This window comes from Cupriavidus sp. GW822-FHT03E04 (assembly GCF_058801495.1).
On sequence record NZ_JBXANI010000002.1, the window covers coordinates 244,823 to 259,205 of the forward strand.

General features: G+C 65.4%; 12 protein-coding genes. 4 read left to right on the forward strand and 8 right to left on the reverse strand.

All coding sequences use genetic code 11. The features are described 5' to 3' along the window. Nucleotides 1-5: 5 nt before the first annotated feature. From AC1RQC_RS03175 to AC1RQC_RS03195, 5 genes are all read right to left on the reverse strand, one after another. Nucleotides 6-479: an isochorismatase family protein gene (locus AC1RQC_RS03175; RefSeq protein ID WP_150985420.1), complete on the reverse strand. Its 474-nt coding sequence runs from the start codon at nucleotides 477-479 to the stop codon at nucleotides 6-8. 76 nt (nucleotides 480-555) lie between these two features. Then, nucleotides 556-1,293: an aspartate/glutamate racemase family protein gene (locus AC1RQC_RS03180; RefSeq protein ID WP_492882444.1), complete on the reverse strand. Its 738-nt coding sequence runs from the start codon at nucleotides 1,291-1,293 to the stop codon at nucleotides 556-558. Nucleotides 1,294-1,599: 306 nt separating this feature from the next. Next, entirely contained in the window at nucleotides 1,600-3,015 is a 1,416-nt protein-coding gene (gene hydA / locus AC1RQC_RS03185; RefSeq protein WP_492882445.1) for a dihydropyrimidinase, read from the reverse strand. Nucleotides 3,016-3,028: 13 nt separating this feature from the next. Continuing rightward, nucleotides 3,029-3,757: a maleate cis-trans isomerase family protein gene (locus AC1RQC_RS03190; protein ID WP_416050134.1), complete on the reverse strand. Its 729-nt coding sequence runs from the start codon at nucleotides 3,755-3,757 to the stop codon at nucleotides 3,029-3,031. Nucleotides 3,758-3,851: 94 nt separating this feature from the next. Continuing rightward, nucleotides 3,852-5,150, reverse strand: a complete 1,299-nt coding sequence (locus AC1RQC_RS03195) for an MFS transporter (RefSeq protein WP_183035833.1) — start codon at nucleotides 5,148-5,150, stop codon at nucleotides 3,852-3,854. 181 nt (nucleotides 5,151-5,331) lie between these two features. On the opposite strand from AC1RQC_RS03195, the gene AC1RQC_RS03200 reads away from it, so the two are divergent. The 3 genes from AC1RQC_RS03200 to AC1RQC_RS03210 all read left to right on the forward strand — a co-directional run bounded on the left by AC1RQC_RS03200 (nucleotide 5,332) and on the right by AC1RQC_RS03210 (nucleotide 8,613). Continuing rightward, nucleotides 5,332-6,060 carry a GntR family transcriptional regulator gene (locus AC1RQC_RS03200; RefSeq protein WP_492376704.1) on the forward strand — a complete coding sequence of 243 codons (729 nt, stop codon included), beginning with the start codon at nucleotides 5,332-5,334 and terminating at the stop codon, nucleotides 6,058-6,060. Then, a complete protein-coding gene (locus AC1RQC_RS03205) occupies nucleotides 6,057-6,899 on the forward strand; it encodes a fumarylacetoacetate hydrolase family protein (protein ID WP_492833171.1) in 843 nt (280 codons plus the stop codon). The genes AC1RQC_RS03200 and AC1RQC_RS03205 overlap by 4 nt, the downstream gene beginning before the upstream one ends. A gap of 424 nt (nucleotides 6,900-7,323) precedes the next feature. Continuing rightward, a complete protein-coding gene (locus AC1RQC_RS03210; protein WP_492882446.1) occupies nucleotides 7,324-8,613 on the forward strand; it encodes a M20 aminoacylase family protein in 1,290 nt (429 codons plus the stop codon). A gap of 822 nt (nucleotides 8,614-9,435) precedes the next feature. Here AC1RQC_RS03210 and AC1RQC_RS03215 read toward each other — a convergent pair. Further along, nucleotides 9,436-10,308 (reverse strand): AraC family transcriptional regulator, encoded by an 873-nt coding sequence (locus AC1RQC_RS03215; RefSeq protein ID WP_492387267.1) that lies wholly within the window; start codon nucleotides 10,306-10,308, stop codon nucleotides 9,436-9,438. Between the two features lie 109 nt (nucleotides 10,309-10,417). Between AC1RQC_RS03215 and AC1RQC_RS03220 the strand changes: the two genes are divergently transcribed. After that, nucleotides 10,418-11,674: an MFS transporter gene (locus AC1RQC_RS03220; protein ID WP_492376204.1), complete on the forward strand. Its 1,257-nt coding sequence runs from the start codon at nucleotides 10,418-10,420 to the stop codon at nucleotides 11,672-11,674. Between the two features lie 150 nt (nucleotides 11,675-11,824). Here AC1RQC_RS03220 and AC1RQC_RS03225 read toward each other — a convergent pair whose 3' ends face one another. Together AC1RQC_RS03225 and AC1RQC_RS03230 are read right to left on the reverse strand one after the other, a co-directional pair. Beyond that, the gene (locus AC1RQC_RS03225) at nucleotides 11,825-12,889 is read right to left on the reverse strand and encodes a cache domain-containing protein (RefSeq protein ID WP_492376205.1); all 1,065 of its coding nucleotides are present in this window, start codon (nucleotides 12,887-12,889) and stop codon (nucleotides 11,825-11,827) included. Nucleotides 12,890-13,060: 171 nt separating this feature from the next. Next, complete coding sequence (locus AC1RQC_RS03230; RefSeq protein ID WP_492376206.1) at nucleotides 13,061-14,380, reverse strand: M20/M25/M40 family metallo-hydrolase; 1,320 nt, start codon at nucleotides 14,378-14,380, stop codon at nucleotides 13,061-13,063. Nucleotides 14,381-14,383: the final 3 nt, after the last annotated feature.

Sequence of the window (14,383 nt, forward strand, 5' to 3'; positions counted from 1 at the left end):
TGGCGTCAGGCCTGCCCAATGATGTCGGCGCGCGTCACCACGCTGCCGAAATGATGCCGCCACAGCGTCTCGCCCAGCGCACCGGAAGGATCGAGAGACGACCCGACGGTGAGATCGGAGATCAGCGTGGGCTGCAGGCCCGCATCGAACAGCGCGAAGCCCGCTGCCAGCACGCAGGTCTCGGTCTGGATGCCGGCAACAAGCACACGTTCTGGCGCCAGCTCACGCAGATACGCAATTGCCTCGGCGCACGGCAGGTAGCCATGCTTCACGAACACGCGATCCGCCGGTATGAGGGACTGGTCGCCCGTGCCGGGCGCCCAGCCGAGCTGGCGCATGAACGGCGTGCGCGCTTCGTCATGGTGCTCCACGGTTGCTACCGAAGGCATCTGGCCGATCAGTGGCAACAGGCCATCGATCAGCCATTGTGGCGGCGAGAAGGTGGGCTGAACGTCGACGATCAACAGGGCTTGTCGCAAGGTATTCTCTCCGGAGATCGCATCGAAATGCCAAGCCGGGAGATTATAAGAGACGGCCTGCGCCCGGCCGCGCAACTTAGTCCAGCATCGCCGCCAGCGTCGGCGGCAAGCCGCGATTCGGCTTGTGCGGCGGGCGCGCGAAGCTGCCTTGCGCCGCGCCAGTGGGCGCCAGCGCAATCAAGCTCTCGCAATGCCGGATCGCGCTGGACACGCCATCCACCACCGGCACCGGAATCCGGTCCTTGAGCGTACGCGCCAGCCCGGCCAGCGGCGCGCCGGCCACGATGATCACGTCCGCACCATCCTCGCGCACTGCCTTCAGGCTGAGTTCCTCCAGCCGCGCCGCATGATCCTCCTGCACGCTGCCGATATCGCGCAGCGGCTGCTGCAGCGAACGCACGCTGGCCAGCCGCGAGGTCAGCCCGTTAGCCGCCACGCACTCGCGATACCAGGCCTCGATCCGATGCGAAATCGCAATGATGGAAAAACGCTGCCCAAGCAGGCAGGCGCTGGCCAGCGCCGCCTCTGTCATGCCCACCACCGGCACATTGAACAGCTCCTTCAACCCCGCCAGCCCAGGATCGCCAAACGCAGCCACCACCAGGCCATCGAACTGCCCCTGATGCTCCGCCGCCACGCAAGCCGTAGCGTAGCCCCCCACCAGCGCCTCGAAACGCGTCTCGATATAAGCCACGCCAAACTGCGCCGTCGCCATCGCCAGCGACGTCCCCGGCGAAGCCGTACGCAAAGCCTCCGCGCGAATCAGCTCGGTAACGCTCTCTGAAATATTAGGATTAACAACAAGAATACGCATGATCACGTCCGGAAAAAATGACACGCCAACAGGCCATCAGGGGCCGCCCACCACGCGATGCGAAGCGAGCCGTCAAGGCGTACCAGGCCGTATGGGGCGCCTCGTCGTCAGCCAAAAAGAGCGGAAAAGAGGGGGCCATGTCTGAGCATCGCCTTAAGGCGATGTGAGTTTGGCCCCCGGCCGCTCTTTTTGGCTGACGACGAGGGGGTGTCGCCCCATCCGCCGCCCCGCAGGGGTGGTGAAACTGCCTTTGACTTTCGGCCTTTGAAGCTAAACAGCGGAAGTCGGAACCAAAACCACCAATCCTCAAACCAACGACGGCGCGCCCGCAGGCAAGAACTTGCCCCTCCCCGGCGCCGGCTCCAGGTACTTGCCATCCTCCACCAGCAACTCCCCCCGCGAGAAGCAATGCACCGGCCACCCGGTAACTTCAATCCCCTCATAAGGCGTGTAATCCACCGCATGATGCAAATCGCTATTAGCAATCCGCACCTTCCGCGATGGATCCCACAACGCAATATCGGCATCTGCGCCAACAGCGATGGTTCCCTTGCGCGGATACAGGCCATAGAGCCGCGCCGGCCGGTACGAAGTCAGCTCGACAAACTGATGCAACGAAAGCCGGCCTTGCGCGATGCCGTTGAACAACAGCGGCAAGCGCGTCTCGATCCCGGGCACGCCATTGGGAATGTGGTCAAACGGCTGGGCCGTGCCGCCCAGCTTCTTGCCTTGCGGATCGTCATAGTTGAACGGCGCATGGTCCGAGGAAAACACGCTGAACACGCCATTGGTCAGCGCACGCCAGACAGCAGCCTGATTCTCCGGATCGCGCGGCGGCGGGCTGCACACGCACTTGGCGCCTTCGTAGCCATCATCGCCAGGCAAGCCCATATCCTCGGCAGTCAGGTACAGGTACTGCGGGCAGGTCTCGGCCAGGATCGGCAGCCCCCTGCCCTGTGCCCAGCGAATCTGCTCGATCGCCTCCTTGCCGGAAACATGCACGATCAGGATCGGCACGTCGACCAGCTCGGCAAAGGTGATAGCGCGATGCGTGGCTTCGCGTTCCACCAGCGCAGGCCGGGCCATGCCGTGGAAGCGCGGCGAGATGCGCCCTTCCCCGACCAGTTTTTCAGTGAGCCACGAGATGCAATCCGCGTTCTCGGCATGCACCATCACCAGCGCATCGTTTTGCTTGGCCACGTCGAGCACGTCCAGCATCTCGCGGTCGGATAGCTTCAGATCGTCGTAGGTCATGTAGACCTTGAACGAGGTGTAGCCCTTGCGAATCAGTTCGGGCAATTCATTCTGCAAGACATCCGGCGTGGGGTCCGCCACGATCAGGTGGAAGCCGTAGTCCGCCACCGCACGGCCTTCGGCGCGGCGATGGTAGTCCGCCACAGCTGCCTTGAGCGAGCCGCCCTTTTCCTGCGCCGCGAACGGGATCACCGTGGTGGTGCCACCGCACACGGCAGCGCGCGTGCCGGTGAAAAAATCATCCGCCATGCGCATGCCGTCGGGCATGGGCTGGTCCAGGTGGACGTGGCCATCCACGCCGCCCGGCAGCGCCAGCAGGCCGGTGGCATCCATCTCGCGCGCGGCGCGCGGCAGGTCATGGCCCAGCATGGCGATGCGGCCGTCGCGCACGCCGATGTCGCAGGTGAAGCGGTCTGAGGCGGTGACCACTTCGGCGTTGCGGATGACAAGATCAAGTTCGGTGTTCATGCGCCCTGCTCCTTCATTCCACTTCGGCAAACAAGCGGCCCCAGCCGCGCAGCGCGCGCGTATCCACGCCAGCCAGCCGCAGCGATTTCCACACCACGGTGGAGATGGTGTCGTAGACGGGGATGCCGGTCTCGGCTTCCAGCGCTTGCACCAGGTGCGCCGCGCGCAAGTTGGTGCAGAACGTGGTGATGGCAGACGGCTTGTGCTGCGCCACTTCGCGCACCATGCGGCGGATGGTGTCTTCTTCCACCTCGGCGAAGCTGTAGTTCACGTGCAGGTCGAGGTGGCGCTCCGCCGTGCAGCTAAAGCCGTTGCGCTTGTAGTTCTGCACGATGCGTTGCTGCACATCGTCGAGATAGGGCGTGACCAGGCCGAAATCGTGCGCGCCGGTCTTTTCCAGGATTTCGTTCAGCGCCAGCACCGAGGTGGTGGCGGGAATGCCGGTTGCCTCGGTGATCTGCCGGCACAGCGCCTGGTCTTTCTCGAAGCCGAGCCAGCCGGAAGAGGTGCCGTTCCATGCGATCACGTCCACGCGCGCGTCGGCCAGCAATTTGGCGGCGCCGATGATCTTGTCGAGATCGAACTGGCCCAGCGCCTGGTCGCGCAGCGAGATCTCGGTAACGGTGAAGCGCGAGAAATGCGCGCTGACATTGGGCAGGCCGCTCACCATCGCGCTGGTGATGGGTTCCAGCGCGGTATTGGACGACGGCGTGAGCATGCCGAGGAGGGTGCGTTTGGTCATGGGGTAATGCTCTTTAGGAGATGCCGCGCCGCTGCCGGCGTGTGCCAGCGCGGCGCGTGCGACTGTATGGCTAGCTGTGGAGGTCGCGCTGCGCTCAGACCGGCAGCTTCTTCTCGTAGTCGATCGCGGTCGAGGAGATCAGCAGGCCCACGCCGGCGGCGGCAAAGAACATCAGCGCCAGGAAGTACGAGCCGGTGAACTGCACGATCATGCCGACGATGATGGGCACGGTGATGCCGCCGATATTGCCGCCCAGGTTCATGATGCCGCCCAGCACGCCCACCTTGTTGCGGGTGCCGAGGATGGACGGGATGCACCAGTACAGGCCGCACCAGCGCAGGAAGAACAGCGTGGAGGAGAGCAGGGCAACCACCACCACCGGATCCTTCACGTACGCCACCGAGAAGATCGACACGGTAGCCACCACGGCGGCGATGCCGAACAGGGTGCGCATCACCAGGTTGGGCGCGCCGCCCGCGGCCTTCCACTTGTCGGCGATCCAGCCGCCGATGAGTTCACCGATAAAGCCCGAGAAGAAGATGATGAAGCTGGCGCCGCCCATCTGCTTGATGTCGAAGCCGTGCACCTTGTTCAGGTAGTTGGGCATCCACGTCAGCAGGCCGTAGAAGACGCTGTTGAAGCACATCCAGCCGGTCGCCATGCACCACACGGAGCGGTACTTGAGGAAGTCGAGCGAGCGGCCCGACAGGTTGGCCGGCTCGGCGCGGTGCTCGCTGGCTTGCGCGGCTTCGATATAGCTCGCTTCCAGCTCATTGACGCCACGGTGCTCGCGCGGCGAGTTGCGCACGTAGTACCACGCCAGCATGCCGGCCAGCACGGTGCCCACGCCAGCGACCACGAAGGCCAGGCGCCAGGAACCCAGCGCGGTGATCAGCCAGGTGATGATGATGGCGCCGAGCGCCGCACCCAGCGGCGCGCCGCCGTCCAGCAGGGTGGCGCCGCGGCCGCGTTCGTTCTGCGTCATCCAGATCGCATTGAGCTTGCCGCCGGCCGGGTAGATCGGCGCCTCGGCCGCGCCCAGCCCGAGCCGGGTCAGCAACAGCGCGCCGGCGCTGGTGCACACGGCTGCCAGAGCCTGGAACGCACCCCAGAAGACAGTGGCGGTGGCGATCACGATGCGCGGCTTGTACTTGTCCGCCAGCATGCCGCCGGGAATCTGCATGACCGCGTAGGTCCAGAAGAAAGAGCTGAGGATCAGCCCCTGCATGGTGGGGCTGAGATCGAACTCCTTGGCGATCAGCGGCATCGCGACCGAGAGCGAGGCCCGGTCGATGTAGTTGATGGCGATGAGGAACAACATCATCAGGAAAATCTTCCAGCGCACGGAGCTCTTCGTCTCCGTTAGCGCTGCAGCCCGGCTTGTCGTTTGCATGACGCTTGTCTCCTTTGGGGGAATGTTAGGCGGTTTGTGTTGTGTGTCGCGCAACTGGGACGGAGTATAGGATACGTAATCTGTAATTACAACTCTCGTAAGTCGTTGATTTTATTGTTATGCGAACGCACAATTTTGGGATGTGTTAGCCTTCTTGTGGTGCATGTTCCCCATCTCGGTGATGTCTGTGACTCAAACCCTTCCTAAATCCACCCGCCTGCGCACCCTCGGCATGTCGGCCGAAATCGCCGCGCGGCTGCGCACCATGATCGAGGAGGGCGAGCTGCCCCCCGGCGCGCGCATCGACGAGCGCGCCTTTTGCGAGATGTTCGACGTCTCCAAGACGCCGCTGCGCGAGGCGCTCAAGGTGCTGGTGTCCGAAGGCCTGGTGCTGCATCGGCAGTACATCGGCTACCGCGTGGCCCCGCTCGATCTGGATGAGCTGCGCTCCACCTTCGAGACGCTGCACGGGCTGGAGGCCACCGCCGGCGAACTCGCGGCGGCGCGCCTGTCCGAGGTGGCCATGGCGCGGCTGGAACGCAAGCACCAGGCCATGCTGGAGGCTCACGCGGCGGGGCGGCGCACCGAGTACTTCCGCACCAACCAGGAAATCCACCAGCTGATCATCGACGGCGCGGCCAACCTCGTGCTGGCTGGCATCTACGCCATGCTGATGAGCAAGGTCCACCGCGCGCGCGGCGCCGCCAATGCGGATATGCTGCGCTGGCAGGAGTCGCACGAGGAGCACGAGGCCATCATGGCCGCGCTGCGCGAACCGGGCCGGCCGCGGCTGGCGCAGGTGCTGCGCCAGCATTCCGAGAACACTGCAAAAGAAGTCCTGACCGTGGTCGCGCGGACCCTTTCCGAGCCCGCCGGCCACATCGCCACCGAAGCCAAGGGGAAACGATGAAACTAGTACGTGTGGGTAAGCCGGGCGCGGAACGCCCGGGTCTGATCGATGCCGAAGGCCGCGTGCGCGACCTGTCCGGCGTGCTGGACGGCCTCGGGCCGCAGGCGTTGTCGGCCGAAGCGCTGGCGCGCCTGGCCAAGCTGGACCCGGCCACGCTGCCGGTGGTGCAGGCCGAGCGCTTCGGCGTGCCCTGGACCGGCATCGGCAAGATCGTGGCGATCGGCCTGAACTACGCCGACCACGCCGCCGAGGCGGGCATGGCGTTGCCGGCCGAGCCCATCGTCTTCCTGAAAGCCAACAGCTCGCTCAACGGGCCCAACGACGCGGTGATGCTGCCGCGCGGCTCCGAGAAGACCGACTGGGAAGTGGAGCTTGGCGTGGTGATCGGCAAAGTGGCACGCAACGTCGCGCTCGCCGATGCGCTCTCGCACGTGGCCGGCTATTGCGTGGTGAACGACGTCTCCGAGCGCGAATTCCAGATCGAGCGCGGCGGCACCTGGGACAAGGGCAAGGGCTGCGACACCTTCTGCCCGGTCGGCCCGTGGCTGGTCACGCGCGACGAAGTGGCCGACCCGCAGGCGCTGGGCTTGTGGCTGGACGTCAACGGCCAGCGCGTGCAGAAGGGCAGCACCGCCACCATGGTGTTCGATGTGGCCACGCTGGTGAGCTACGTCAGCCGCTTCATGACGCTGCACCCCGGCGACCTGATCTGCACCGGCACGCCGCCGGGCGTGGGCATGGGCTTCAAGCCGCCGCGCTTCCTCAAGGCGGGCGACACCATGCGCCTGGGCATCGACGGCCTGGGCGAGCAGGGCCAGACGGTGGTGGCCTACGCGTAGGGGCGGGCAAAACCGCGCGCCATGACGACGGCTGTCGCTCCCTCTCCCCTCATGGGGAGAGGGCTGGGGAGAGGGGTGGCTTAGCTAGGAGCCACGCAAAGCGAAGCCCGTGGTGTTTTCCAGCACGCCGGCGTATCGAGCGCCCGCTCTCTCCCCCAACCCCTCTCCCGCGCGCGGGAGAGGGGAGCACGACAACGCAGATCCAGCGTCGTGCCTGCCGCCTGTACCGCTATCGACACCTGCCTCCACGGCCGCAAATCTCCCCATGATCCCAACGAACGCGAGAACGTTCCCCGTTCGCAACAGTTGTTACCCTGATTTCGCTACAAAGGGTTAAACCGTTTGCGCTCTGCGCCCAGCGTGAAATACTGTTTTCTATACGCCCTACGCCTCGCAAAGGGGCATCGAGAAAAAGAGTACTGCCATGTCAGAACACGCCCCCGAACTGATCGAGTCACTTCTTGCCGACTCGCACGCGACCCGACCCGCCGCCGCCGCCTCCGCTACCTCCGCTACCTTCGCTTCCCGCGCTTCCCGCGCTTCACGATTCTGTGAACTGGCCGACACCGTCGACAGCCGCGCCGAGCTGGAAGCCATCCGCCACAGCATCCACCAGCACCCCGAGCTCGCCTTCGACGAAGTGCGCACCGCCGAGCTGGTCGCCACTCAGCTTGAAGGCTGGGGCTACGCGGTGACGCGCAGCGTTGGCGGCACCGGCGTGGTCGGCACGCTGCGCCAGGGCGACGGTCCGCGCAGCATCGGCGTGCGCGCCGACATGGACGCGCTGCCCATTCATGAGCGCACCGGCTTGGCGTACGCCAGCATCCACGCCGGCAAGATGCACGCCTGCGGCCACGACGGCCACACCACCGTGCTGCTCGGCGCGGCGCGCCAGCTGGCCCGCACACGCAACTTCAACGGCACCGTCAACCTGATCTTCCAGCCCGCCGAGGAAATCGGCGCCGGCGGCGGCGCCGAGCGCATGCTCGCCGACGGCCTGTTCGAGCGCTTTCCCTGCGACGCGATCTTCGGGTTGCACAACCATCCCGGCGTGGAAGCCGGCACCTTCATGTTCCGCGCCGGCCCCTTCATGGCGGCCTGCGATACGGTCGCCATCACCATCCGCGGCAAGGGCGGCCACGCGGCCCGCCCGCACCAGTCGATCGACCCGATCCTGGTTGCCGGCAGCCTGGTGATGGCGCTGCAGAGCATCGTGTCGCGCAATATCGACCCGAACGAAACCGCCGTGGTCACCATTGGCACGTTGCATGCCGGGCATGCGCCCAATGTGATCCCCGAGAGCGCCAAGCTGGAGTTGAGCGTGCGCTCGTTCAGCCCCGATGTGCGGCGCACGCTGGAGGATCGTATCCGGCGGCTGGTGACCTCGCATGTGGAGGGTTATGGCGCGACCGTGGAGATTGATTACATCCGGGGCTACCCGGTGTTGATCAACAGTGAGCGCGAGACCGAGTTCGCCCGCCAGGTGGCTGAGGAACTGGTGGGATCCGACAAGGTGGTGGCGAATTTCCCGCTGATCGCCGGGAGCGAGGATTTTGCTTACTTCCTGCAGCAGCGGCCGGGGTGTTTTGTGCGGATGGGAAATGGGGCGGGGCAGCCTTTGCTGCATAACGCTGGGTATGATTTTAATGATGAGAATTTGACGGTTGGGGCGGCTTATTGGGCTAGGTTGGTGGAGAGGTATTTGGAGGCGTGAAAGGGGGCAAGGGTAGACCAGTTGGTTTTTGCTGTATTGGCTGGTGTTTATATGAACGGTGATGGTTTTTGGACCCAAAAGCCATACGACATCCCCCTGCGGGGGCTGCCGGTCACTCTTCTTTGCGTCGGCAAAGAAGACTAACGAGAAGAAAGCCGACCCTGCCGGGAGCAGAGCAATCGCGGGTGCTAAGGGTGCTGGTTTCGTCGTATGGCCAGCGGTTCTGCAGGCTTCTGCCGGTACCGGATTGACTGATCACGAACCTGCCGGCTTCCGGGATTCGTGGTGAGGCCCCCGGTAGCGGACACCACTTGCTTCAAGCCGTCTGTCGCTCGCGGCGTGGCCGGCCACGAAGTTGCAGGCGCACCGGTTCCGTCGTGGGCGCGGTGGCACCGGTTTGATATGCCCAAGGCCCTGACCACCGCGCCCGCCCCACCACGAAACCATTGGCAGGCGATGTGTCGTGATGGTCCGCGCCGGTATCGGCAGATGGTCGAACGCGCACCGAGCAAAGCGATCAGGGGCACCACCACGTGACCATTGGATCATGCATTTGCGATGCCCTCAAAGCCGGTATGGCAAAGGCCAGCCAACACTCCGGGCCGTACGACACAACCACCGAGGCTGAACAGCCTTATTGCTCTGCTCCCGGCAGGGTCGGCTTTCTTCTCGTTAGTCTTCTTTGCCGACGCAAAGAAGAGTGACCGGCAGCCCCCGCAGGGGGATGTCGTATGGCTTTTGGGTTCAACGGCCAACGCCGCACAGGGAAAACCCAACCACGGCACCAAGAGCCAACGGTTCCCCCCTCGAGCCCCCAAAAAATCACCGAAAAAACCCACTAGGCGGCACCCCAAACTGCCTCCTGAACATAGTAGAAAACGCACTAGGACTCTCATACCCCAGATCCAACGCCACATCCACCACCTTAGCCCCGGCGGCCAGCCCCTCCAACGCCGACAGCAATCGTGCCTGCTGCCGCCACTGCCCGAACGTCATCCCGGTCTCCCGAGCAAAGCGCCGCTGAATGGTCTTGGGATCCACTCCCAGCCGGTCCCCCCATTGCGCCAAAGTCAGCGCTGTATCGGGCGCCCCGACAATCGCGTCGCAAATCTCCCGCAATCCCGCATCGGCAGGACGCGGCAAGTGCAACGGCAACGTCGGCACCAGCATGACTTCATCCAGCAACAACCGCATCAGCCGCCCGTCCCGGGACGCTTCCGCGTAGGGCGAAGGGATATCGATCGCGGCGAGGATGAGCTCGCGCAGCAGTGGCGTGATGCCCAGCACGGTGCAGCGGGTGGGCAGGTTGTCAGCGGCGTCCGGCCGGATGTAGGCGGTGCGCATGCGCACGTGCCCAACCATGCGGATCCAGTGCACCATGCCCCCGGGCATCCACATGCCGCGCGTGGGGGGCACGATCCATTGCCCTTCGGCGGTGGCGACCACCATCACGCCATGCACCGCGTGCACCAGTTGTGCATTGGGATGCTGGTGCGGCTTGGTAACGTGGCCGGGCACGTAGTCGGCGGCCATGGCGGTGACCGGCATGGCGCTGCGGTCGTACTGCAGGTAGGCGGGCGACTTGGAGTAGGTGTCGGCGCGGGGGGAGGCGGGCAGGGAGGAGGGCACTGTGGGTGCGGCGCTTTCGGCGTTTTCGGCGCTTCGCTGTGCGATCGGGCGGGGGAGGCGGGGCATGTCCTTTTCTCCAAGGTTCTGGCCCTATTCTCGCAGGACAGGCGGGATCGTGCCATTTAGGATGAGCGCCAGGATTCCCCTATTGCCTTTTCAGCCCCCCGTTTCCATCATGAGCAGCCGCATCGAAACCGCGCCCGGCGGCGCGAACGCCTCGCCGCAAGGGCTGGCCCAGACTTCCACTACCGCGCAGGCCGCCGAGCGGACCGGCTTCCGGGTGCTGGGGGCGATCAGTTTTTCGCACTTCCTCAACGACATGATCCAGTCGCTGATCCTGGCCATCTATCCGATGCTCAAGGGCGGCTTCAACCTCAGCTTTACCCAGATCGGGCTGCTGACCCTGACGTACCAGATCACCGCCTCGCTGCTGCAGCCGGTGGTGGGCCTGTACACCGACAAGCATCCCAAGCCGCAGTCGCTGTCGATCGGCATGGGGTTCACGTTGTGCGGCTTGCTGCTGCTGTCGGTGGCGCCTACCTATGGCGTGCTGCTGGTGGCCGCGGCGCTGGTGGGCACCGGGTCGTCGATCTTCCATCCGGAGTCGTCGCGCGTGGCGCGCATGGCGTCGGGCGGGCAGCACGGGCTGGCACAGTCGATCTTCCAGGTTGGCGGCAACGCGGGCAGCGCGACCGGGCCGCTGCTGGCGGCGTGGATCGTGCATCAGCAGAGCAGCGTGGCGTGGTTCTCGCTGGCGGCGTTGCTGGCGATTGCCGTGCTGTGGCGGATCGGCGGCTGGTATGGCCGTGAACTGGCGCACACCACACGCAAGCGCAAGGCTGTCGCCGCCGCCGCGCCGCTGCCGCGCAGCACCGTGGTGCGGGCCATGGTGGTGCTGATGGCGCTGGTGTTCTCCAAGTATTTCTACATGGCGAGCTTGAACACGTATTACACCTTCTACCTGATGGAGCGTTTTGGCCTGACGCGGCAGAGCTCGCAGCTCTACCTGTTCGTGTTCCTGTTCGCGGTGGCGGCCGGCACCATCCTGGGCGGCCCGATCGGCGACCGCATCGGCCGCAAGCGCGTGATCTGGGCGTCGATCCTGGGCGTGGCGCCGTTCACGCTGATGCTGCCGCATGCCAACCTGTTCTGGACTGGCGTGCTGTCGTTCATCATCGGCTTTATCCTGGCCTCGGCGTTCTCGGCCATCCTGGTGTTTGCGCAGGAGCTGATTCCGGGCAAGGTGGGCATGGTGTCGGGCTTGTTTTTCGGCTTTGCCTTCGGCATGGGCGGCATCGGCGCCGCGGTGCTGGGCAAGCTGGCCGATGCGCACGGCATCCAATCGGTCTACCAACTGTGCGCCTTCCTGCCGTTGCTGGGGCTGCTGGCCATTTTCCTGCCAGACCTGGGCGGGCGAAAAAAGCTGGCCTGAGCCTGCACCTGCACCTGCACCTGCACCTGCGCGCAGCGGCCAGTGGCGATATCGGTGTTCGATTTCATGCACCGCAGTAGTGCCCATGCGCCACATTGCAGCAACCCAACGTGGTGCCAGGCGCACCCGTGGGGCTGCCATATCAGCGCATCAAGCGTGTCCTGCCGCATGCCTGCCGCCGGCCGGATGCTGGACGATCACGCCATACCAGCCCAGCCCCGGATAGGTCTCGTAACCCGGCGTGCGGGCAAACGCCACCAGCGCGCCGTCTGGCGCCTCGTACCAGCCGGTGGGGTGGTTGTCGTCCTTCAGCGGGAAGGTCTCGGCCAGCAAGCCCATGCCATCCGACGCGGCGATGACGCGGTGCTTCGCGTCCACCAGCAGGCAGCGCGTGCGCTGCCAGTCTTCCGGGGACAGGCGTACGCCCTTGACCACCGCCTGCGCCTGCGGCGCCCAGTTGAAGAAGATGGCGAGCACGCCGGCGGGTTCGCCGGTGGCGCGGCCGCCTTCGCGGATGGCGGTGGCGTAGGTGGCCACGCTGGCGTTGTCGAGAAAGCGCGATACCGCGACATCGTGCGCGACATAGTCGTCGCCAGAGCCCGTAGCCATCGCGCGCTGGAACCACTCCACACCCGAGACATTGCGCCCTGCCACGCCGGGATAGGCGTGCGGGCGGCCATTGGCAACGACGCGTCCTTGCGCGTCGATCACCCACAGGTCGAGGTAGACGGTGTAGCTGTTGAGGATGACGCCGAGGCGCTCGCTCGCATGGCTGGCGCTGGCACGGCCGGGGTGGCTCACCGCGTCCACGATGGCGGCATCGGTGGCCCACCAGCGCACGTCGCAGGAGCGCTCGTACAGGTTGCGGTCGACCACGTCGATCATGTTCAGCGCCATGTCGGCCAGGCGCTGGCCCTGGTGGCCGCGCATCTGCCGGATCATGGCGTCACCGAGCTGGGTGAGCTCGGCGATGGAGCCGCCCAGCTCCGTGGTGAGCTCGCCGGTGATGCCGGAGATGCGCTCGGAGACCTGCTTGACCTGGTTCGCCACGACGCTGAAGCCGCGGCCCGCATCGCCGGCGCGTGCCGCCTCGATCAAGGCGTTCAGGGCGAGGAACTTCGTTTCCCGGTTGATCTCCGCAATGCTGGAGATCTTGTTGTCCGCGATCAACCCAACGTGGTGAGACAGCTCGACGATGCGGTCTGCACTTGCCATACGGTATCTCCCATTCAGATCCAGTGACCCGTCAGGAGCGCGGCGTGTGCTGTCGATTGCTGAAAACGGTCCGCACCATGTTTGTTCTGCGTCGCTCCTGTCGTGCTCCATAGGCGAGAAGCGTGCCAGCCCGGCATCAGGCCGGCACGCGCGACAGGCTGGGCGTGCCGATCAGCGGCCGGTCTTGTCCTGCGACACGTCCATGATCATGCGCGTAAGCAGGTACAGGCGCGGTGTGACCGAGTTGAGGTCGACGTATTCCGCATCGTTGGAGTGCGCGCCAAAGCCGCGCAGGCCGAAGCGCTCGATCACGGGCGCCTTGGTGGCTGCCGCGGCAAAGGCCGCATCGGTGCCGCCGCCTTCGGCGGTGTCGTACACGGCGAGCTTCTCGCCGATCTCCGCATACACGCCTTGCGCGTGCGCGGCCAGCTTGCGCGCGGCGTCGGTGACTTCCAGCGGCGGCCGGCGACGTTCGAATTTGACCTCGACCTTGGTATCGGGAATCAGCTGCTTCTTCACGCGTTCCTGCAGCGTGCGCTCCAGGTTGTCGTAGTCGGCGGTGCGCAGCACGCGCACGTCGGCCTGGGCCGTGGCGGTGGCCGGGATCACGTTGCGGTTGGTGCCGGCCGAGGAGATCGTCCAGTTCACCTTGAGCCCGGTCTCGTGGTTGGACAGGTCGCGCATCTGCAGGATCTGGTGCGATAGTTCATACAGCGCGTTGCGGCCGTTCTCGGGCGAGCTGCCGGCGTGCGAGGCCTTGCCGTGCACGGTCAGCGAGATGGCGCCGATGCCGCTGGTGGCCAGCGACAGGCGGTCGCCGGTCACACGCGTGGCTTCGCAGGAGAACACCGCGTCTTGCTGGCTGCCCATCTTGGTCAGCATGGCGCGCGCGCCCGGCGAGCTGATTTCCTCGTCGCCGTTGATCAGCACGGTCAGCGTGCCGTAGTCCTTGAAGCCCATTTTCTGCAGGATGGCCACCGTATGCAGGATCACGGCCACGCCGTTCTTGTCGTCGGCGATGCCCAGGCCGTAGGCGCGCTCGCCGTCGATGCGAAACGGCTGCTGCGCCAGCATGCCGCGCAGGTAGACCGTATCCATATGGCCGATCAGCATGATGTTGCGCTTGCCCGTGCCCTTGAACTGCGCCATCACCATCTTGCCCACTTGCTTGGGCGTGTCTTCCATGCGGTAGACCTCGGTGGGCTCGATCAGCTGCGCGTCGCCGCCCATCGCGGCCAGGCGGTCGCGGATCAGCGTGGCGATGCGGTCCAGCCCTTCGATGTCCTTGCTGCCGGACTCGATCGAGACCAGGTCCTTGAGGGTGGCGATCAGCGCTGGCTTTTCTTGCTGGGACAGCTGGTAGGCGGGCTCCACCGGCGCCGCTTGCGCGGCAGCGGCGCAGAGCAGGGCGGCGAGCGCGGCCGCCGCTTTCAAGGACGCACGGCGGCGGTGGGCAAGCGCGCTGGCGCGCGGGCTAAGGTTCAAGCGCATGTG

Coding starts and splice junctions, on each gene's coding strand:
- AC1RQC_RS03180 (WP_492882444.1), bottom strand. CDS start 1,293: ATGCGTATTCTTGTTGTTAATCCTAATATTTCAGAGAGCGTTACCGAG.
- hydA (WP_492882445.1), bottom strand. CDS start 3,015: ATGAACACCGAACTTGATCTTGTCATCCGCAACGCCGAAGTGGTCACC.
- AC1RQC_RS03190 (WP_416050134.1), bottom strand. CDS start 3,757: ATGACCAAACGCACCCTCCTCGGCATGCTCACGCCGTCGTCCAATACC.
- AC1RQC_RS03195 (WP_183035833.1), bottom strand. CDS start 5,150: ATGCAAACGACAAGCCGGGCTGCAGCGCTAACGGAGACGAAGAGCTCC.
- AC1RQC_RS03200 (WP_492376704.1), top strand. CDS start 5,332: ATGTCTGTGACTCAAACCCTTCCTAAATCCACCCGCCTGCGCACCCTC.
- AC1RQC_RS03205 (WP_492833171.1), top strand. CDS start 6,057: ATGAAACTAGTACGTGTGGGTAAGCCGGGCGCGGAACGCCCGGGTCTG.
- AC1RQC_RS03210 (WP_492882446.1), top strand. CDS start 7,324: ATGTCAGAACACGCCCCCGAACTGATCGAGTCACTTCTTGCCGACTCG.
- AC1RQC_RS03215 (WP_492387267.1), bottom strand. CDS start 10,308: ATGCCCCGCCTCCCCCGCCCGATCGCACAGCGAAGCGCCGAAAACGCC.
- AC1RQC_RS03220 (WP_492376204.1), top strand. CDS start 10,418: ATGAGCAGCCGCATCGAAACCGCGCCCGGCGGCGCGAACGCCTCGCCG.
- AC1RQC_RS03225 (WP_492376205.1), bottom strand. CDS start 12,889: ATGGCAAGTGCAGACCGCATCGTCGAGCTGTCTCACCACGTTGGGTTG.
- AC1RQC_RS03230 (WP_492376206.1), bottom strand. CDS start 14,380: ATGCGCTTGAACCTTAGCCCGCGCGCCAGCGCGCTTGCCCACCGCCGC.